The sequence below is a fragment of the Kitasatospora sp. NPDC036993 genome (genome assembly GCF_055607525.1).
In genome coordinates, this window is the sequence record NZ_JBVJRP010000014.1 from 170,453 (window position 1) to 191,439 (window position 20,987).

Annotated in this window: 6 protein-coding genes and 1 pseudogene; 3 read left to right on the forward strand and 4 right to left on the reverse strand. The window is 75.6% G+C overall.

Features of this window, described 5'->3' with window-relative positions; all coding sequences use genetic code 11:
* Positions 1 to 34 precede the first annotated feature (34 nt).
* Positions 35 to 4,513, forward strand: a pseudogene (locus tag ACZ7C5_RS27880) (type I polyketide synthase); the annotation flags it as partial.
* 19 nt (positions 4,514 to 4,532) lie between these two features.
* The gene (locus ACZ7C5_RS27885) at positions 4,533 to 15,443 is read left to right on the forward strand and encodes a type I polyketide synthase (RefSeq protein ID WP_470323672.1); all 10,911 of its coding nucleotides are present in this window, start codon (positions 4,533 to 4,535) and stop codon (positions 15,441 to 15,443) included.
* Between the two features lie 80 nt (positions 15,444 to 15,523).
* On the opposite strand, the gene ACZ7C5_RS27890 is transcribed toward ACZ7C5_RS27885, so the two are convergent.
* The 4 genes from ACZ7C5_RS27890 to ACZ7C5_RS27905 all read right to left on the reverse strand — a co-directional run bounded on the left by ACZ7C5_RS27890 (position 15,524) and on the right by ACZ7C5_RS27905 (position 19,163).
* A complete protein-coding gene (locus ACZ7C5_RS27890) occupies positions 15,524 to 16,162 on the reverse strand; it encodes a response regulator (RefSeq protein ID WP_188299918.1) in 639 nt (212 codons plus the stop codon).
* Positions 16,159 to 17,397 carry a sensor histidine kinase gene (locus tag ACZ7C5_RS27895; protein ID WP_401085387.1) on the reverse strand — a complete coding sequence of 413 codons (1,239 nt, stop codon included), beginning with the start codon at positions 17,395 to 17,397 and terminating at the stop codon, positions 16,159 to 16,161. The genes ACZ7C5_RS27890 and ACZ7C5_RS27895 overlap by 4 nt, the downstream gene beginning before the upstream one ends.
* A 64-nt stretch (positions 17,398 to 17,461) precedes the next feature.
* The gene (locus ACZ7C5_RS27900) at positions 17,462 to 18,190 is read right to left on the reverse strand and encodes an ABC transporter permease (protein ID WP_470323673.1); all 729 of its coding nucleotides are present in this window, start codon (positions 18,188 to 18,190) and stop codon (positions 17,462 to 17,464) included.
* A gap of 55 nt (positions 18,191 to 18,245) precedes the next feature.
* The gene (locus ACZ7C5_RS27905; protein ID WP_317620373.1) at positions 18,246 to 19,163 is read right to left on the reverse strand and encodes an ABC transporter ATP-binding protein; all 918 of its coding nucleotides are present in this window, start codon (positions 19,161 to 19,163) and stop codon (positions 18,246 to 18,248) included.
* 262 nt (positions 19,164 to 19,425) lie between these two features.
* Here ACZ7C5_RS27905 and ACZ7C5_RS27910 point away from each other — a divergent pair, with 262 nt between their 5' ends.
* On the forward strand, positions 19,426 to 20,664 hold the full coding sequence (locus tag ACZ7C5_RS27910) for a cytochrome P450 (protein WP_401085383.1): 1,239 nt from the start codon (positions 19,426 to 19,428) through the stop codon (positions 20,662 to 20,664).
* The last annotated feature ends 323 nt before the right edge of the window (positions 20,665 to 20,987 follow it).

Here is a 20,987-nt window from a genome sequence, read left to right on the forward strand (position 1 = left end):
TCAGGAGCTGCGGGAGGTGCACGAGAGGGCCAGGGAGCCGATCGCGATCGTCGGGATGGCCTGCCGGCTGCCCGGCGGGGTCGCCACCCCGGAGGAGCTGTGGCGGCTGGTCGCGACCGGCGGCGAGGGCCGATCCGGCCTGCCCACCGACCGCGGCTGGAACCTCGCGGCCCTGGGCGGCGACCGGCAGGCCGGCTTCGTGCACGAGGCCGGCTGGTTCGACCCGGGCTTCTTCGGCATCTCGCCGCGCGAGGCCGTGGTGATGGACCCCCAGCAGCGGCTGTTCCTGGAGTCCTGCTGGGAGGCCTTCGAGTACGCCGGGCTGGACCCGGACGCGCTGCGCGGCAGCCGGACCGGGGTGTTCGCCGGGATGATGTACCACGACTACCTCCCCGGCGGGGACGAGGGCAGCGAGGTCTTCCTGGGCACCGCCACCGCGGGCAGCGTGGTCTCCGGCCGGGTCGCCTACGCCCTCGGGCTGGAAGGTCCGGCGGTCACCGTCGACACGGCCTGCTCCTCCTCGCTGGTGACGCTGCACCTGGCGGCGCGGTCGCTGCGCGGCGGCGAGTGCGACCTGGCCCTGGCCGGCGGCGTGACCGTGATGGCCGCGCCCAGCGTGTTCGGCCCGCTGGCCGGGCAGGGCGTGGCCGCGGACGGCCGCTGCAAGGCGTTCGCCGCGGCCGCCGACGGCATGGGCTGGGGCGAAGGGGCCGGCGTGCTGCTGCTGGAGCGGCTCTCCGACGCCCGGCGGCTCGGCCACCAGGTGCTGGCGGTGGTGCGGGGCAGCGCGGTCAACCAGGACGGCGCCTCCAGCGGGCTGACGGCGCCCAACGGCCCGTCCCAGCAGCGGGTGATCCGGGAGGCGCTGGCCGATGCCGGGCTCTCCACCGCGGACGTGGACGCGGTGGAGGCGCACGGAACCGGCACCAGCCTCGGCGACCCGATCGAGGCCCAGGCGCTGCTGGCCACCTACGGGCAGGGCCGGCCCGAGGGCCGTCCGCTGCTGCTCGGCTCGGTCAAGTCCAACCTCGGGCACACCCAGGCCGCGGCCGGTGTCTCCGGGGTGATCAAGACGGTGCTGGCGATGCGCCACGGCGTGCTGCCCGCCACCCTGCACGTGGACGAGCCGACACCGCTGGTGGACTGGTCGGCGGGGGCGGTGGAGCTGCTCACCGAGGCGCGGCCGTGGCCGGAGCTGGACCGGCCGCGCCGTGCGGGCGTCTCCTCCTTCGGTGTGAGCGGCACCAACGCCCACGTGGTCCTGGAGCAGGGCGACCCGCTGCCCGAACCCGGTCCCGGCCGCGCCCCGGCCGTCGTGCCGTGGCCGCTGTCGGCCCGGACCGCGGACGGCCTGCGGGCCCAGGCGCGCCGGCTGCGGGCCTTCCTGGCCGCCGCCCCCGACGCGGACCCGGTGGACGTCGGCCGCGGGCTGCTCGCCCGTACGGCCATGGAGCACCGCGCGGTGGTGCTCGGCGCCGACCGCGAGGCGCTCACCGCCGGGCTGGACGCACTGGTGGCGGGCGAGCCGGCCGACGAGGGCCGGACGGCGTTCCTGTTCACCGGGCAGGGTGCGCAGCGGGCCGGGATGGGCAAGGGCCTGTACGAGGCGTTCCCGGTGTTCGCGGGGGCCTTCGACGAGGTCTGCGCCGGGTTCGACCTGGGCGGGCCGCTGAAGGACGTGGTGTTCGGGGGCGCGGAGGATCTGGACCGTACGGTGTGGGCGCAGGCCGGGCTGTTCGCGGTCGAGGTCGCGTCGTACCGGTTGCTGGAATCCTGGGGCGTGGTACCGGACTTCCTGCTCGGGCACTCGATCGGCGAGGTCGCGGCCGCCCACGCCGCCGGGGTGTTCTCGATGGCCGACGCGTGCGCCCTGGTCGCGGCCCGGGGCCGGCTGATGCAGGCGCTGCCCGAGGGCGGCGCGATGCTGGCGGTCGAGGCCGGCGAGGCCGAGGTTCGCGAGGCGATCGGCGAGCGGCTGGACGTCGCGGCGGTCAACGGGCCTGTCTCGGTGGTGGTTTCGGGCCGGGCGGAGGCGGTGGACGAGTTCGCCGAGCGCTGGAAGGCCGAGGGCCGACGCGTCCGGAGACTGACCGTCTCGCACGCCTTCCACTCGGCCCTGATGGAGCCGATGCTCGCGGAATTCGCCACTGTGCTCGGGAAGTTGACCTTCCACGAGCCCCAGCTGCCGATCGTCTCCACCCTGACCGGAGCGATCGCGGGGCCCGGGTTGCTCACCACCCCCGACTACTGGGTGCGGCAGGTCCGCGAGGCCGTCCGCTTCGCCGACGGCGTCCAGGCGCTGACGGCACAGGACGTCACCCGCTACGCCGAACTCGGCCCCGACGGCGTGCTCTCCGGGATGGCCCGGCAGGCCGCGGCCCGGGGCGCCTTCGCGCCGGTGCTGCGCCGCGACCGGGACGAGGCCGAGACCGCCCTCGCCGCCCTCGGGACGCTCTGGGCCGCGGGCACGGTCGTGGACTGGGCGGCCGTCTTCGCCGACTGGGGCGGGCGCCGGTTGCTGCTGCCCCGGTACGCCTTCGACCGGCAGCACTACTGGGCGCGGCCGCCCGCCCCGGCGCCGCACGCGGTGGCGGGGGAGCGCTCCGACGCCTGGCGCTACCGGATCGGCTGGAAGCCGGTGCCCGGCGCGGCCGTCCCGCCGCTGCTGACCGGCACCTGGCTGGCGGTGCTCCCGGACGGGGAGGCCGGGTCCGGGGCCGTCGAGGCCTGCCTGGCGGCCGTGGCGCGCGCGGGCGCCGCCGTGGTGCGGACCACGACCGCGCGGATCGCCGACCCGTCGACCGAACCCGGCGAGGTGGCCGGGGTGCTGGCCTTCCCCTCGACCGAGCCGGACACCGACCCCGTCCCGGCGGCCCTGGATCTGATCGACGCGCTGACCGCCCGGGAGCTGCGGGCGCCGGTCTGGTGGGTCACCTCCGGGGCGGTGACCGTCCGGGAGGACGAGGCCGTCCGGCCCGGCCACGCCGCGATCTGGGGCCTCGGTCGCGTGGTCGGGCTCGAACTGCCGGGCCTGTGGGGCGGGTTGGTGGACGTCTGCGGACCGGCCGGGCCGGTGCTCGGCGACCGGATGGCCGAGGTGCTGTCCGGTACCGAGGACCAGGTCGCCGTCCGGGCCGCCGGGGCCTTCGCCCGCCGGCTCGTCCCGGCGGCCGTCCCGCCGGACGCCGCCGCGCCGGCGGCCCCCACCACCGGCACCGTCCTGGTCACCGGCGGCACCGGAGCGCTCGGCGCCGCGACCGCCCGCCGGCTGGCCGGGCAGGGCGTCCCGCACCTGGTGCTGGTCTCCCGCCGCGGCCCGGCCGCGCCCGGCGCCGCCGAACTGGTCGCGGAACTGGAGGCGCTGGGCGCCCGGGTGACCGTCGCCGCCTGCGACACCGCCGACCGCGCCGGCCTGGCCGAGGTGCTCGCCGCCGTCCCGGCGGAGTTCCCGCTGCGCGGAGTGGTGCACGCGGCCGGCGTCGGCGACCCGACCCCCTTCGGCAGCACCGGGCGCGCCGAGTTCACGGCGGTCGTGGACGGCAAGGCCGCCGGCGCGGCCTGCCTGGACGAGCTGCTGGCCGGCACCCCGCTCGACTTCTTCGTCCTCTTCTCCTCCATCGCCGGCGTCTGGGGCAGCGGCGGGCAGTCCGCGTACGCGGTGGCGAACGCCGCGCTGGACGCGCTCGCCCTCGACCGCAGGGCCCGCGGGCTGGCGGCCACCTCCGTGGCCTGGGGCCCGTGGGCGGGCGAGGGCATGGCCGGCGGCGCCGACGCCGAGGAGTTCCTGCGCCGCCGCGGCCTGCGGGCGATGGCCCCGGAGCTGGCCCTGGACGCGATGGACACCGCGATCCGGGCCGGCGACGTGTGCGTGACCGTCGCGGACGTCGACTGGGCGGCCTTCCTGCCCGGCTTCACCGCGTACCACCCGCAGCCGCTGATCGAGGACGTCCCCGAGGTCCGGCAGGCCCTCGCCGGGGCCGGAACCGGCGGCCCGCAGGACGGCACCGCCCTGCGTGAGCGCCTGACCGGACTGTCCGGCGAGGAGGCTCTCGCCCTGCTGCTGGAGACCGTGCAGCGGCAGGCGGCGGCGGTCCTCGGCCACAGCGCGGCCGGGGCGGTCGCCGCCGACCGGGCCTTCCGTGATCTGGGCTTCGACTCGCTCACCGCCGTCGAGCTGCGCGACCGGCTCACCGCGGCCACCGGCCTGGCGCTGCCCGCCACGCTGATCTTCGACCACCCCACCCCACGGGCGCTGGCCGGGCAGATCACGGCCGACCTGCTCGGCGACGACGCCCTCGACGGGGACGAGGCGGAGCACCTGCGCCGCCTGCTGCTCACCATTCCGGTGTCCCGGCTGCGCGAGTCCGGCCTGCTGGAGCCGCTGCTGCGGCTCGCCTCGCAGGAACCCGCGCCCGCCGCCGAGGACGAGGGACCCGCGACCGCCATCGAGTCGATCGACGCGATGGACGCCGAGAGCCTGCTGCGGCTCGCGCTCGGCGAACGTGATCACTGACCGCAGTTCGGAGCTTGCGATGGCCTCAACCCAGGACTATGTCGAAGCGCTGCGAGCTTCCCTCAAGGAGACGGAGAAGCTTCGCGCCCGGAACCGGGAACTGACCGCCGCGGCCGGCGAACCCGTCGCGATCGTGTCGATGGCATGCCGATACCCCGGCGGCGTCTCCTCGCCGGACGACCTCTGGAGGCTGGTCGAACGGGGCGGTGACGCGATCACCCCGTTCCCCGACCAGCGCGGCTGGAGCTCGGACGGGCTCGGCGCGGACGCCGCCGCCGGCGAACTCGCCGCCCAGGGCGGCTTCCTGGACGGCGCCGACCGCTTCGACGCCGCGTTCTTCGGGATCTCGCCGCGGGAGGCGCTGGCGATGGACCCGCAGCAGCGGCTGCTGCTGGAGGGCGCCTGGGAGGCGTTCGAACGCGCCGGGATCGCGCCGGACGGCGTGCGCGGCAGCCGGACCGGGGTGTTCATCGGCGGGACCTCCTCCGGTTACGGGATCGGCGCGCCCGACGCCGACCAGGGGTACGTCCTGGCCGGCGGCGCGACCAGCGTGCTGTCCGGCCGCGTCTCGTACGTGTTCGGCCTGGAGGGCCCGGCGGTCACGGTGGACACGGCCTGTTCCTCCTCGCTGGTCGCCCTGCACCTGGCCGTCCAGGCGCTGCGCGGCGGCGAGTGCACCCTCGCCCTGGCCGGCGGGGTCACCGTCCTGACCGGCGCGGACGTCTTCCACGCCTTCAACGCGCAGCAGGGCCTGGCCTCGGACGGGCGGTGCCGCTCCTTCGGCGCCGGCGCGGACGGCACCGGCTGGAGCGAGGGCGTCGGCCTGCTGCTGCTGGAGCGGCTCTCCGACGCCCGCCGCAACGGGCACCGGGTGCTCGCGGTGGTGCGCGGCAGCGCGGTCAACCAGGACGGCGCGTCCAACGGTCTGACCGCCCCCAACGGCCCCTCGCAGCGCCGGGTGATCCGGCAGGCGCTGACGGCGGCCGGACTGGCCTCGGGCGACGTGGACGCGGTGGAGGCGCACGGCACCGGCACCCGGCTGGGTGACCCGATCGAGGCCCAGGCGCTGCTGGCGACGTACGGCCAGGACCGGCCCGCCGACCGGCCGCTGTGGCTGGGCTCGATCAAGTCCAACCTCGGGCACACCCAGTCGGCGGCGGGCGTCGCCGGGATCATCAAGATGGTGCAGGCGATGCGGCACGGCCTGCTGCCGCGGACCCTGTACGCGGAGCAGCCGTCCCCGCACGTGAACTGGTCGGCGGGGGCGGTGGAACTGCTCACCGAGGCGCGTCCCTGGCCGGAGACCGACCGGCCGCGCCGTGCGGGCGTCTCCTCCTTCGGCGTGAGCGGCACCAACGCCCACGTCATCCTGGAACAGGGCGACCCGCTGCCCGCGCCGCAGCCGGGCGCGGCCACCGGCGCGACGCTGTGGCCGGTGTCCGCCAAGTCCCCGGACGGGCTGCGCGGGCAGGCGGAGCGGCTGCGGGAGTTCCTGGCGACCGGGCCCGACCTGGCGGCCGCCGGGCACGCCCTCGCCGGGACCAGGGCCGCGCTGGAGCACCGCGCGGTCGTCCTCGGCGACTCGGCGGAGGCCCTCGGCGGGGCGCTGGCGGCGCTGGCCGAGGGGCGGTCCGGCCAGGGCGTGGTGACCGGGGTGGCGGTCGAGGGCCGGACGGCGTTCCTGTTCACCGGGCAGGGTGCGCAGCGGGTCGGGATGGGCAAGGGCCTGTACGAGGCGTTCCCGGTGTTCGCGGGGGCCTTCGACGAGGTCTGCGCCGGGTTCGACCTGGGCGGGCCGCTGAAGGACGTGGTGTTCGGGGGCGCGGAGGATCTGGACCGTACGGTGTGGGCGCAGGCCGGGCTGTTCGCGGTCGAGGTCGCGTCCTTCCGGTTGCTCGAATCCTGGGGCGTGGCACCGGAGTTTCTGCTCGGGCACTCGATCGGCGAGGTGGCGGCGGCCCATGTGGCGGGGGTGTTCTCGCTGGCCGACGCGTGCGCGCTGGTCGCGGCGCGGGGCCGGCTGATGCAGGCGCTGCCGGGCGGCGGCGCGATGCTCGCCGTGCAGGCCGCCGAGACCGAGGTGCGTACCGGGATCGGTGACCGGCTGGACGTCGCCGCCGTCAACGGGCCCGCCTCCGTGGTGGTTTCGGGCCCCGCCGAGGTGGTGGACGAGTTCGCCGCGCGCTGGAAGGCCGAGGGCCGCAAGTCCCGGCGGCTGACCGTCTCGCACGCGTTCCACTCGGCGCTGATGGAGCCGATGCTCGCCGAATTCGCCGCCGTCCTGGAGCAGTTGACCTTCGCCGAGCCGCGCATCCCGATCGTCTCCAACCTGACCGGCGAACTCGCCGGGCCAGGGCTGCTCACCACCCCGGACTACTGGCTGCGCCAGGTCCGCGAGGCCGTCCGCTTCTCCGACGGCGTCGCGGCGCTCAGCGGCCAGGGCGTCACCCGCTTCGTCGAACTCGGCCCCGACGGCGTGCTCTGCGCGATGGCCCTGCGCGCCGGCGCCGAGGGCACCTTCGCCCCGGTGCTGCGCAGCGCCGGCCACGACGGCGTGCGCGCCTTCCACACCGCCGTCGGCGCGCTCTGGACGGCGGGCGCCGCCGTCGACTGGCCGGCGGCCTACGCCGGCCGGGCCGACGGCCCCGTCGCGCTGCCGACGTACGCCTTCCAGCACCAGTCCTACTGGGCCAAGCCCGCCCCCGCGCCCGCCGCCGGGGCCGAGGGCACGGAAGGCACCGCCGAGGGCGGGTTCTGGGCGGCCGTCGAGCGCGAGGACGTGGACGAGCTGACCGGCACGCTCGGCGTGGCCGCCGACCCGGGGGAACTGCGGGCCGTGCTGCCCGCGCTGTCCTCCTTCCGGCGCCGCCGCCGGGACGAGGCCGTCATCGACTCCTGGCGCTACCGGGTCCGCTGGAAGCCGCTCACCGACGCGCCCGCGGCCGGGACGCTCACCGGCACCTGGCTGGTGGTCACCACCCCCGGCGACACCGACACACAGCGGCTGCTGACCGCCGCGGGCGCCGAGGTGGTCCTGGTCGAGACCGGTGCCGCGGACACCAGGGCCACCCTGACCACCCGGCTGCGCGAGGCCGCCGCCGCCCCGGCCGGAGTGCTGGCCGCGCTGGGCCGGCACCCCGAGCCGGTCCAGGCGGCGGTCGCGCTGATCCAGGCGCTGGGCGACGCGGGCATCGGCGCCCCGCTGTGGCTGGCCACCCGCGGCGGCGTCTCGACCGGCCGCTCCGACGGACCGTCCGACCCGCGGGCGGCACAGCTGTGGGGCCTCGGCCGGGCCGCCGCCCTGGAGCTGCCGGAGCGCTGGGGCGGACTGGTCGACCTGCCGCCCGCCGGCGATGCCGGGACGGACGCCGCGGCCGACCCCAGGACGGCCGCCCGGCTGGCCGCCGTGCTGGCCGGCACCGAGGACCAGGTCGCCGTCCGCGGCGCCGGTACGTACGTCCGCCGCCTGGCGCGCGCCGCCCGTCCGGACGCCGTCGAGCCGCTCGGGCCGCCCGCCGGCACCGTCCTGGTGACCGGCGGCACCGGCGCGCTCGGCGCCGAGGTGGCCCGCTGGCTCGCCCGCCGGGGCACCCCCCACGTCGTGCTGACCAGCCGGCGCGGCACCGCCGCCGAGGGCGTGGACGCGCTGGTGGCCGAGCTGACCGGGCTCGGCACCCGGGTCACGGTCGCCGCCTGCGACGCCGCCGACCGGGACGCGCTGGCCGCGGTGCTGGCCGCCGTCCCGGCCGACCTGCCGCTGACCGGCGTGGTGCACGCGGCCGGCATCGGCCAGGCCTCCCTGCTGACGGACACCACCGTCGAGGAGATCGCCGCCGTGCTCGGCGGCAAGGCCGACGGCGCGACGCACCTCGACGAGCTGACCGCCGGCCTGCCGCTGGACCTGTTCGTGGTGTTCTCCTCGATCTCGGCCACCTGGGGCTCCGGCGCCCAGGCCGTCTACGGCGCGGCCAACGCCCACCTGGAGGCCCTGGTCGAACAGCGCCGGGCGGCCGGCCGCCCCGGGCTGGCCGTCGCCTGGGGCCCGTGGGCGGAGGCGGGCATGGCCGTGCAGGGGGAGTCGGAGGACTTCCTGCGCCGCCGGGGCCTCGCCCTGCTCGACCCGGCCCTCGCGATGCGGGCGCTGGCCGAGGCCGTCGACGGCGGCGAGACGGGCGTCGCGGTCGCGGACGTCCGCTGGGAGCGCTTCGCCCCGGCGTTCGCCGCCAGCCGCCGCCGCCCGCTGATCGAGGACCTGCCGGAGGTGGCGCGGGCGCTGGAGGCCCCGGCCGCAGAGCCGGCCGAGGGCGCCTCCCCGCTGGCCGGGAAGCTGGCCCCGCTGCCGCCGGCCGAGCAGGAGCGGCTGCTGCTCGACCTGGTCCGGCGGCTCGCGGCGGCCGTGCTCGGGCACCGCGAGGCGGCCGACGTCCCGCCCGAGGTGCCGTTCAAGGGCCTCGGCTTCGACTCGCTCACCGCGCTCGAACTGCGCAACGCGCTGGCCGCCGAGACCGGTCTGCGGCTGTCCGCCACGCTGGTCTTCGACCACCCCACCCCGCGCGAACTGGCCGTCCAGCTGCGCGGCGAACTGCTCGGCACCGGGCCTGCGGCCGACACCGTACAGGTGACGGCGGTCGACGAGCCGATCGCGATCGTCGCGATGAGCTGCCGCTACCCGGGCGGCGTCGAGACCCCCGAACAGCTGTGGCGGCTGGTCGCCGACGGCGTCGACGCGGTGTCCGGGCTGCCCGGCGACCGCGGCTGGCCGTCGCTCGGCGCCCCCGCCGGCGAGGGCGGCGCGGAGGCCGCCTGGGCCGGCGGCTTCCTGTCCGGCGTCGCCGACTTCGACCCGGCGCTGTTCGCCATCTCCCCGCGCGAGGCGCTGGCCATGGACCCGCAGCAGCGGCTGCTGCTGGAGACGGTGTGGGAAGCCTTCGAGCGGGCCGGGCTGGACGCGCGCGCGATGCGCGGCAGCCGGACGGGCGTGTACATCGGCACCAACGGCCAGGACTACGCGGCGCTGCTCTCCGGACCGTCCGACAGCGAGGGCCACCGCGGCACCGGCACCGCGGCCGCGGTGCTCTCCGGGCGGATCTCCTACGTGTTCGGGCTCGAAGGCCCGGCCATGACGGTGGACACCGCCTGCTCCTCCTCACTGGTCGCCCTGCACGCCGCGGCCGAGGCGCTGCGCCGCGGCGAGTGCTCCGTCGCCCTGGCCGGCGGCACCACCGTGATGGCGACGCCGTCGGCCTTCGTGGAGTTCAGCCGCCAGCTGGGCCTGGCCGCCGACGGGCGGTGCAAGGCCTTCGCCGCCGCGGCGGACGGCACCGGCTGGGGCGAGGGCGTCGGCATCCTGCTGCTGGAGCGGCTGTCCGACGCGCGGCGGCTCGGGCACCCCGTGCTCGGCCTGGTGCGCGGCAGCGCGATCAACCAGGACGGCGCCTCCAACGGCCTCACCGCCCCCAACGGGCCCTCGCAGGAGCGGGTGATCCGGCAGGCCCTGGCCAACGCGGGACTCGCCTCGGGCGACGTGGACGCGGTGGAGGCGCACGGCACCGGCACCCGGCTGGGCGACCCGATCGAGGCCAAGGCCCTGCTGGCCACCTACGGGCAGGGCCGCACCGGCGACCCGCTGTGGCTGGGCTCGATCAAGTCCAACATCGGGCACACCCAGGCCGCTGCCGGTATCGCCGGGATCATCAAGATGGTCATGGCGATGCGCCACGGCGTCCTCCCGCCGACCCTGCACGTGGACGAACCCACCCCGCACGTCGACTGGTCCACCGGCGCGGTCGAGCTGCTGACCGGGGCCAGGCCCTGGCCGGAGCCCGGCCGGCCGCGCCGGGCCGGCATCTCCTCGTTCGGCATGAGCGGCACCAACGCCCACATCATCGTCGAGCAGGGCGAGCCGCCGGCCGCCCAGCGGCCGGGCGCCACCCCGGGCCCGGCGCCGTGGCCGCTGTCCGGGCGGACGCGGGCGGCGCTGCGGGACCAGGCCGCCCGGCTCGGCGGGCACCTGACGGCCCGGCCGGAGGACGGCCCGGCCGAGGTGGCCCGGGCGCTGTCCGGCCGGACGGCCCTGGAGCACCGCGCGGTGGTGCTCGGCGCGGACCGGGCCGAACAGGCCGGGGAGCTGGCGGCGCTGGCCGCCGGCGAGCCCGGCGCGGGCGTGGTCTCCGGCGCCGTGGCCGAGGGCCGTACGGCCTTCCTGTTCACCGGTCAGGGCGCGCAGCGGGTGGGGATGGGCGCCGGGCTGTACGGGGCGTTCCCGGTGTTCGCGGACGCCTTCGACGCGGTCTGCGCCGAGCTGGACCTGTTGCTGGACCGTCCGGTGAAGGACGTGGTGTTCGAGGGCGCCGAGGATCTCGACCGTACGGTGTGGGCGCAGGCCGGGCTGTTCGCGGTCGAGGTCGCTTCGTACCGGCTGCTCGAATCCTGGGGCGTGGTACCGGACTTCCTGCTCGGGCACTCGATCGGCGAGGTGGCGGCGGCCCATGTCGCGGGGGTGTTCTCGCTGGCCGACGCGTGCGCGCTGGTGGCGGCGCGCGGGCGGCTGATGCAGGCGCTGCCCGAGGGCGGCGCGATGCTCGCCGTCCAGGCCACCGAGGCCGAAGCGGCCGGGGCGATCGGCGACCGGGCCGACATCGCCGCCGTCAACGGGCCTTCCTCGGTGGTGGTTTCGGGCCCGGCGGAGGCCGTCGACGAGCTGGCCGCCCACTGGAAGGCCGAGGGCCGCCGGACCAGCCGGCTGAGCGTCTCGCACGCCTTCCACTCGGCCCTGATGGAGCCGATGCTCGCCGAGTTCGCGACGGTGCTGGAGAAGCTGGCCTTCGCGGAGCCGCGCATCCCGCTGCTGTCCAACGTGACCGGGACGATCGCCGAACCCGGGCTGCTCACCGACCCCGGCTACTGGGTGCGCCAGGTCAGGGCGGCCGTTCGGTTCGCCGACGACGTCGCCTGGCTGGGCGAGCACGGCGCCACCCGCTTCCTGGAGCTGGGCCCGGACGGCGTGCTCTGCGGCCTGGCCCAGCAGACCCTCCCCGACGCCGTGTTCGCCCCGCTCCAGCGGGCCGGCCGGGAACAGGCGCAGACGTTCTGGCACGGTCTCGGCCGGCTCTGGACGGCCGGCGCCGAGGTCGACTGGGCGGCAACTCTGCCGGCCGGACCGCACGCCGACCTGCCCACCTACGCCTTCCAGCGCGAGCGCTACTGGCCGCGCCCGGTCGCCGCCGCAGGCGACGTGGCGGCCCTCGGCCAGGCCCCCGCCGGGCACCCGCTGCTGGGCGCCGTGCTGGCCCTGGCCGGGGACGGCGGCGCGGTGCTGACCGGCCGGCTGTCCACGGCGAGCCACCCGTGGCTGGCCGACCACACCGTGCTCGGCCGGCCGGTCGTGCCCGGCACCGCGCTGGTCGAGCTGGCGCTGCGGGCCGGCGAGCAGGTCGGCCGGACGGTGCTCGACGAGCTGGTGGTGCAGTCGCCGCTGACGCTCCCCGAGCGGGGCGAGGCGCAGGTCCAGGTCAGGGTGGCCGCCCCCGGCGAGGGCGACGACTGCCGGGTGGAGATCCACGCCAGGACCGGCGACCGGGCCCCCTGGACCTGCCACGCCACCGGCCTGCTGACCGGGGCCGCCGAGGCCGAGCCCTTCGACCTGACGGCCTGGCCACCGCCGGCCGCCGAGCCGGTGCCGCTGGACGGCTTCTACGACACGCTGGCCGGCAGCGGCTACGGCTACGGCCCGGTGTTCCAGGGGCTGCGCGCCGCCTGGCGGGCCGAGGACGCGGTGTACGCCGAGGTCGCGCTGCCCGAGGAGGCCGCCGAGGACGCGGCCGGCTTCGGCCTGCACCCGGCGCTGCTGGACGCGGCGCTGCACGCGGTCGGCTTCGCGGGCGGGTCCGGGACCGGGGGCACCGCCCTGCCGTTCGCCTGGACCGGCGTCCGGGTGGACGCGGTGGGCGCCTCCGTGCTGCGGGCCCGGATCACCAGGACCGCCGACGGTGTCGCGCTGCGCCTGGCCGACGGCACCGGGCGCCCGGTGGCCACGGTCGGCTCGCTGGTGATGCGCGAGGTGTCCCCGGAGGCGCTGGGCGCCACCGCCCCCGCAGGACCGGACGCGCTGTTCGCGGTGGACTGGCGGCCGCTTCCCCCGGCGGCGGCCGGTGCGGCGGAGCCCGACCTGACCGCCTGGGCGGTGGTCGGGGCGGCCCCCGAGGGCGGGGCGGGCCACCGCCACGCCGACCTGGCGGCGCTGCTCGCCGACCTGGACGGGGGAGCGGACGTACCGCCGGTGACCGTCCTGGCCGCGGACACCGGCGGGGAGTTCGCCGCCACCGCCGTCCACCGGGCGACCGCCCGGGTGCTCGGCGAGGTGCGGGCCTGGCTGGCCGAGGAGCGGTTCGCCGACTCCCGGCTGGTGGTGCTGACCCGCGGGGCGACGGCGGCCGGCACCGGCGGTGACCCGGCCGGAGCCGCGGTGTGGGGCCTGGTCCGCTCGGCGCAGACCGAGAACCCGGACCGCATCGTGCTGGTGGACGTCGAGGCCGAGGGCGGCCAGGCCGACCCCTGGGCCGGCTGGCCCGCGCTGGCCGGCGGCGAGGAGCCCCAACTCGCCGTCCGCGGTGGCGACGTACGGGTGCCGCGGCTGGTCCTGGAGGCCACCGTCGCCCGGCTGACCCCACCGGAGACGGCGGGCGCCTGGCGGCTCGGCATCGCGGGCCGCGGCGCCGGACTGGAGGACGTGGCGCTGGTGCCCGCGCCGGACGCCGACGCGCCGCTGAAGGCCGGCGAGGTGCGGGTCGCGGTGCGCTCGGCGGGCCTCAACTTCCGCGATGTGCTGATCGGTCTGGGCATGTACCCGGACCGGACGGCCGCGATGGGCTCCGAGGCCGCCGGCCTCGTGCTGGAGGTCGGCGCCGGGGTGACCGACCTGGCCGTCGGCGAGCGGGTGTTCGGCTTCTTCGCGGGCGGCGCGGCCGACCGGGCCGTCACCGACCGGCGGCTGCTGGCCAGGGTGCCGGAGGGCTGGTCGTTCGCCCAGGCCTCGTCGGTGCCCCTGGTGTTCGCGACCGCCTACTTCGGGTTGCGTGACCTGGGCGACGCCCGGCCGGGTGAGTCGGTGCTGGTGCACGCGGCGGCCGGCGGTGTGGGCATGGCGGCCGTCCAACTGGCCCGTCACTTCGGGCTGGAGGTGTACGGCACGGCCAGCCGCGGCAAGTGGGACGTGCTGCGTGCCGCCGGCCTCGACGACGCGCACATCTCCTCCTCGCGCGACCTCGCCTTCGAGGAGCGGTTCCGCGCCGCGACCGGCGGGCGCGGGGTGGACCTCGTCCTGAACTCGCTGGCCGGCGAGTTCACCGACGCCTCGCTGCGGCTGCTCGCCGAGGGCGGGCGCTTCCTGGAGATGGGCAAGACCGACATCCGGCAGCCCGACGGCCTCCGGTACCGGGCCTTCGACCTGGGCGAGGCGGGGCCGGCCAGGATGGGCGGCATCCTGCACGAGGTCATCGAGCTGTTCGAGGCCGGTGCGCTGCGGATGCTGCCGATCACCGCCTGGGACGTCCGGGACGCCGTCGGCGCCTTCCGGCACGTCAGCCAGGCCCGGCACGTCGGCAAGAACGTGCTCACCGTGCCCGCGCCGCTCGACCCCGAGGGCACCGTGCTGATCACCGGCGGCACCGGCACGCTGGGCGGGCTGCTGGCCCGTCACCTGGTCGCCGGGCACGGGGTGCGGCACCTGACGCTGCTGAGCCGGCGCGGTGCGGACAGCCCGGACGCCCGGGAACTGGTCGCCGCGCTGGCCGAGTCGGGAGCCGAGACCGAGGTGGTCGCCTGCGACGCGGCCGACCGTACGGCGCTGGCCACGGCGCTCGGCGGCCTCGCCCGTCCGCTGACCGGTGTGGTGCACGCGGCCGGAGTGCTGGACGACGGGGTGTTCGGCTCGCTGACACCGGAGCGGCTCGCCACGGTGCTGCGCCCGAAGGTGGACGCCGCGCTCAACCTGCACGAACTGACCGCCCGTCACGATCTGGCGATGTTCGTCTTGTACTCCTCGGTGTCCGCGACGTTCGGCTCCGGCGGGCAGGCCAACTACGCCGCGGCGAACGCCTTCCTGGACGCCCTGGCCGCCCGGCGGACGGCCGACGGCCTGGCCGGCCAGTCGCTGGCCTGGGGGCTGTGGGAGCAGGCCAGCGAGCTCACCGGCCACCTCGGGAAGGCCGACCAGGCCAGGGCCGGCGGTCTCAGCGCGCCGCTGTCCACCGCCAGGGCGCTCACACTGTTCGACCGGGCGCGCAGCGTGGGCCGGTCCCACCTGGTGCCGGTCGAGATCGACCTGGGCGTCCTGCGCGCCGCCGCCCACCCGGTGCCCGCCCTGCTGCGCGCGCTGGTGCGGGGGACGGTCCGCCGGGCCGCCGACAACCGGGGCGCGGACGGCCCCGCGCTGGCCGAGCGGCTGGCCGTGATGGCCGACGCGCAGCGCGACGCGACCCTGCTGGACCTCGTCACCGGGAACGCCGCGGTGGTCCTCGGGCACGGTTCTACGGACGCGGTGGCGGCCGACCGGCCGTTCAAGGACCTCGGCTTCGACTCGCTGACCTCGGTCGAGCTGCGCAACCGGCTGAACACCGCCACGGGCCTGCGGCTGCCCCCGACCCTGGTCTTCGACCACCCGACCCCGGCCGCGCTCGCCCGCCACCTGCGGGAGAGCCTGCTGCCCGAGGCCGACCCGGCCGAGGACCTGCTGGCCAGGCTGGCCGGGATGGAGGCCGACCTGGCCGCGCTGGCCGGGGCGGAGCGGGCCGGGGTCCGCGCCCGGCTCGAACTGCTGCTGGACCGGCTGCGCGACAACGACGGGCCGTTGGAGCCGCAGGACGACAGCGACCTGGAGTCCGCGACGGCGGAGGACATCTTCGCGCTGATCGACGACGAGCTGGGGAGCTGACCAGAACGCCCGGTGCCCGGACCCGCCGTCACGGCGGGCCCGGGCACCGGGCGTTGCGGCCGGAAGCCGGGCTCAGGGGTTCAGGTCACCAGGCCACGCCGGAACGCCTCGCCGACCGCGCCCGCCCGGTCGCGCACCCCGAGCTTGTCGTAGATCCGCAGCAGGTGGGTCTTGACGCTGGCCTCGGTGATGAACAGCCGGCTCGCGACCTCCTTGTTGGAGGAGCCGTGGGCGACCAGCCGCATCACCTCCAGCTCGCGCGCGCTCAGCATGCCGTTGCTGGGCCGCCGCACCCGGTCCATCAGGCGCTTGGTGATGGTGGGGGAGAGCATCGCCTCGCCCCGCGCCGCCACCCGGGCCGCCCGCAGCAGCTCCTCGGTGGGCGCGTCCTTGAGCAGGTAGCTGGTGGCGCCCGCCTCGATCGCGGGCAGCACGTCGTTGTCGGTGTCGAAGGTGGTCAGCACCAGCACCCGCACCTCGGGCGCGGTCTCGCCGAGCCGGTGGATCGCGGTGACGCCGTCCATCACCGGCATGCGCAGGTCCATCAGCACCAGGTCGGGCTTCAGTTCGGCGACCAGGTCCAGCGCCTCGGCGCCGTTGCCGGCCTCGCCGACCACCTCGAACTCGGGGCTGTTGGTGAACGCGCCGCGCAGGCCGTCCCGGACGATCGGGTGGTCGTCCACGATCAGCAGCCGGACGGGGACAGGCTGTTCGCTCATGACCCGGTGCCCCGGCGGATCGCGGGCACGCTCGCGTTGACGGCGGTTCCGGTGCCCGGAGTGCTCTCCACGGTCAGGGTACCGAGCACCCGGTCGAGCCGTCGGCGCAGGCCGTCCAGCCCGTAGCCGCTGTCGCCGTCGGCGGGCGGCGGCCCGTCCAGGTCGGCCACGGTGAAGCCGACACCGTTGTCGTGAACGTCCAGCATGACCGTGTCCTCCAGGTAGGAAATAGTCAACCTGACCTTACTGGCACGGGCGTGCTTCGCGATGTTGGCGAGGGTCTCCTGGGCGACCCGGAACAGCGCGATCTCGATCTCCGTCAGCAGCGGGACCGGGTCGCCGGTGGCCTCCACCGAGGCCGGGACGTCCTCGCGGGCCGACCAGCGCCGCGCGAGGTCCTGGATGGCGCTCGGCAGGTGCGCGGCCTCCTCCAGCTCCGCCGGGCGCAGCGCGGCCACCGAGCGCCGGGCCGCGGTGAGGCTCTCCCTGGCGAGCATCCGGGCCTGTTCGAGGTGCCACTCGCGCTGCTCGGGCTGCGGCCTGGTCCGGTCGGCGGCCTGGAGCTGGGTGATGATGCCGGCCAGCCCCTGCGCGATGGTGTCGTGGATCTCGTGGGCCATCCGCTGCCGCTCGTCCTGGATGCCCGCCTCCCGGGCCTGGATCAGCAGTTGGGCGTGCAGGCCGTTGTTCTCCGCGATCGCCGCCTTCAGTTCGGCGACCAGCCGGCGGCGTTCCTCGCTGCGCTGGTTGAAGCGGTGCGCCAGGTTGCCGAACACGCCGATCAGGCAGGTCTGGAGGGAGACCGAGGCGGCCGCGATGGCGATCCGCTTGGAGTTGTCCGGTACCCCGCTGGGGACCAGGTTGATGATCAGCGAGGTGGCGCCGACGCTGACCAGGGCCCACTGCGGCGGGAGCAGGTCGTAGGCCTGGACGAACCCGATCACGGCGAACACGAAGAAGATCGGGTGCTGCGTCATCAGCAGGGCGGCCAGCACCTGCTGGCCCGCCACGTAGGTCAGCATCGGGCCGGTGCGGCTCCGCCACTTCCCGGACCGCAGGGTGTACATCGCCAGCGTCCAGGCGGCGGTGACCGCGACCAGCGGGAGGAGGGTGAGGTGGGAGTGGACCGCGCCCTCCTCGGGCGCCAGGGCGGCCAGCACCGTGGCCAGGCTCAGCAGCGCGACGGGCAGGGGGGTGAGGAACCGGCGGTAGCCGATCGGCTCGTCGCTCTTCATGCTGCTCCTCGGCCCCCGCGGTGCCGCGGCCGGACGCCCCGGCCGCGGATGATCCAGACTATTCCTACTCCCAGCGGAAGAGCCGCGCCGCCAGCACGCCGAAGACCAGGCAGTAGGCGGCGAGCACCAACAGCGGTGTGGCTCCCGGCATGTGACCCTTGGCCGCGTCCCCGAAGGCCTGAACGGAAGCGCCCAGCGGGGTGTAGTCGCCGATCTTGTTGACGGCTTCGGGCATCTGCTGGCGCGGCACGTAGAGGCCCGCGAAGAACATCAGGGGGAAGAAGAGCATGCTGCCCGCGCCCGTCGCGGCCTTGGTGGTCTTCATCACGGACGCCAGGAAGAGCCCGATGCACAGGACCGCCGCGACCGAGAGGAAGAACGCGAGTGCGAAGGCGGCGGGCTTCTCCGGGAGTTTGACGTCCCACAGCAGCCGGGAGGTGGCCAGCACCAGGATGGTGGTGGCGGTGGAGACGGTGGCCTGGACCACGAGTTGGGCGATCAGCACCCGGGCCGGGCCCACCGGAGTGGTCGAGAGCCGGCGCAGGATGCCCTTCTCCCGGTAGCCGACCAGGTAGGTCGGGGTGATGAAGAGACCGGTCAGCGCGAAGGCCAGCACCACCAGGACGGGGGTGAAGTAGTCGATGCTGCGCTGGCCGAGGTCCGGGTTGATCTCCCGGGAGGAAGGGATGCTGCCGATGATCACCACCAGGGCGACCGGGAAGAGCAGCGTCCAGAAGTAGGCGGCGGGGTCTCGCAGGAAGAGCTTGAACTCCACGGCCGTGAGTCGGTTCATCGCCCGCACGGGGGTCTCCTTACAGGGGGTCTGGTCTTGGTCCGGGGGCGGGGAGTCAGCGCGAGGGGTGGTCGAACCGGCGGCCGGTCAGGGCGAGGAACGCGTCCTCCAGGCTGGCCAGTTCGGCCCGCAGGTCGGCGGCGACGATCTGGTTGCGGGCCAGCGCGGAGGTGACCGCGTACACCAGGTTGCCGGTGCCGGTGACGACGACCTGGGCGCCGTGCCGCTCGACCGACGTCACCTCGGGCAGCGAGGTGAGGATCCAGTCGTCGAGGTGGGAGGTCGGGCGGAAGCGCACCTTCTGCTCGGCGCCGACGCCGGCCACCAGCCCGGCCGGGGTGTCCAGGGCGACGATCTTGCCGCCGTCGATCAGGGCCAGCCGGTCGCAGAGCCGCTCGGCCTCCTCCATGAAGTGGGTGACCAGGAGGACGGTGATGCCGCGCGACCTGACCTGCTCGATCAGCTCCCAGGTGTCCCGCCGGGCCGCCGGGTCCAGACCGGTGGTCAGCTCGTCCAGCACGGCCACCTTCGGGTTGCCGACCAGGGCCAGGGCGATCGACAGCCGCTGCTTCTGACCGCCGGAGAGGCTGGCGAACGGGCTGTCCAGCTTGTCCAGCAGGTTCAGCTCGGCGAGCAGCTCCCGCCAGTCGGCGCTGTCGTCGTAGAAGGAGGCGTACAGCTGCATCGCCTCGGCGACCCGGAGCTTGTCCGGCATCTCGCTCTTCTGGAGCTGCATGCCCAGGATCTGGTGCAGCTTGGAGGCGTCGCGCTGCGGGTCCAGGCCGTACACCGAGATGGTGCCGCCGGTCGGCTTGCGCAGCCCGGCGATGCTCTCGACCGTCGTGCTCTTCCCGGCCCCGTTGGGGCCGAGGATCCCGAAGATCTCCCCCTCCTGCACTTCGAACGAGATTCCGTCCACGACGACCTTCTGGCCGTATTGCATCCGCAGGCTCGACACGACGATCGCTGACACGGTCCTGCCCTCCGTCCTCTAAGGTCCCACCAGTGTCCGGCTCGCACCGTTTCGCGCGGATCGACCCGGCGATATCCGTACGGTGGAACTTCCCGCGATCGAATGGTTGACACCCGGAGTGCTCCGCCCGCCCCCCAGTCGTCGCGACCCGCTCCGGGGGCCCCTATTTCCCCTCCCCGGGCGGCGGTTAGGGGTGTCCGGTACAGGGCGCCCGTGCCTACGCTCGGCCCCAATTCGCGGAGGCTGAAGGGGCACGGGACCGATGGAGTCGAGTGAGCGGCAACTCCGGGCGCAGATGCGCTTCTTCCACGACCTGGTGCGCAAGCTCGCCGCCGACGGCGATCCGTACGCCAAGGTGCTGAGCGCACCGGACAACCCCTACCCGGCGTACGAGGCGATCCGGGCGCGCGGCGTGCTGTACCACAGCCCGCTCAACACCTGGGTCACCGCCGACCACGAGCTCGCCAACCAGGTGCTGCGGGACAAGCGCTTCGGCGTGCGCATGGCGAACGGCGACAAGGTGCCGGAGTTCATGAACTTCGACAACTCCATGCTCGGCCTCGACCCGCCGGACCACACCCGGCTGCGCCGGATGACCGTGCCGACCTTCAACCCGCGCATCGTCGAGCGCTGGCGGGGCCGGGCGGAGGCGATCTGCCACCGGCTGATCGACGACATCCTGGCCAAGGGCGGCCGGTTCGACCTGATGACCTCCTTCGCCCACCACCTGCCGACCGCGGTGATCGGCGACCTGGTCGGCATCCCCGAGGAGGACCGGGAGCGGTTCCACCTGCTCAGCCGCGAGATCACCCCCCTGCTGGACGGCGTGGTCACCTACGAGAAGTCGGTGAGCGTGCACGCGGCGCTCGACGGGATGGCCGAGCTGTTCGGCCGGATCGTCGAGCAGCGCAGGTCCGATCCGCGCGAGGACATGATCAGCCGGATGCTGCCGCTGGTCGACGAGGGCAGCCTGACCATGGCGGAGCTGCTGCCGCTGTGCATGTTCCTGCCGCTGGCCGGCACCGAGACCACCGTCAACCTGATCGGCAACGGCATCCTGGCGCTGCTGCGCCACCCCGAGCAGTGGCGGATGGTGGCCGAGGACCCGGAGCTGGCCCAGGGCGCGGTGAACGAGACGCTGCGCTACGACCCGCCGGTGCAGACCTACCGGCGGATCGCGCACGAGCCGGTCGAGCTGGCCGGCGTCACGCTGGCGGTCGACGACGAACTGGCGATCGTGGCCGCCGGGGCCAACCGGGACCCGAAGGTCTTCCCCGATCCGGAGCGCTTCGACATCACCCGGTCCAGCCGCAACGACACGCTGGCGTTCTCGGCGGGCATCCACTACTGCCTCGGCGCGCCGCTGGCCAAGTTCGAGGCCGAGGTGGCGTACCAGACCCTGATCACCCGGCTGCCCGACCTGCGGCAGGCCGGACCCGTGCGCAGGCGCGGCTCCTTCATCATCCGGGGGCTCCAGGAGTTCCCCCTGTCGGCCGGCTGATCCCGGCGTCGGCGCGCGGCCCGGGGACCGGCAGGGGCCAGGCAGGTCCCCGGGCAGCATTCCGGCAGGAACCCGCAGGACAGGGCCCTGGTCCTGCGGGAAACGCCCCGGACCGAACCCCTAACTGTGGGGCCGCGATCCGGGGACGGCGCCCGCCCCGCTTAGGGGTTGGTGCCGGTGGGTTCGCTCCCTAAGCTCGCGGAGGATGCGCCACCGGGTCGGACGGGAACTCCTCCCGGACAGTCGCGGTGGCCCTGTGTGAAGCACCGAATCCGCCAGGTCGACGCGGTGGACGAACGTCCACCCGTGCATTTCGTACGGCA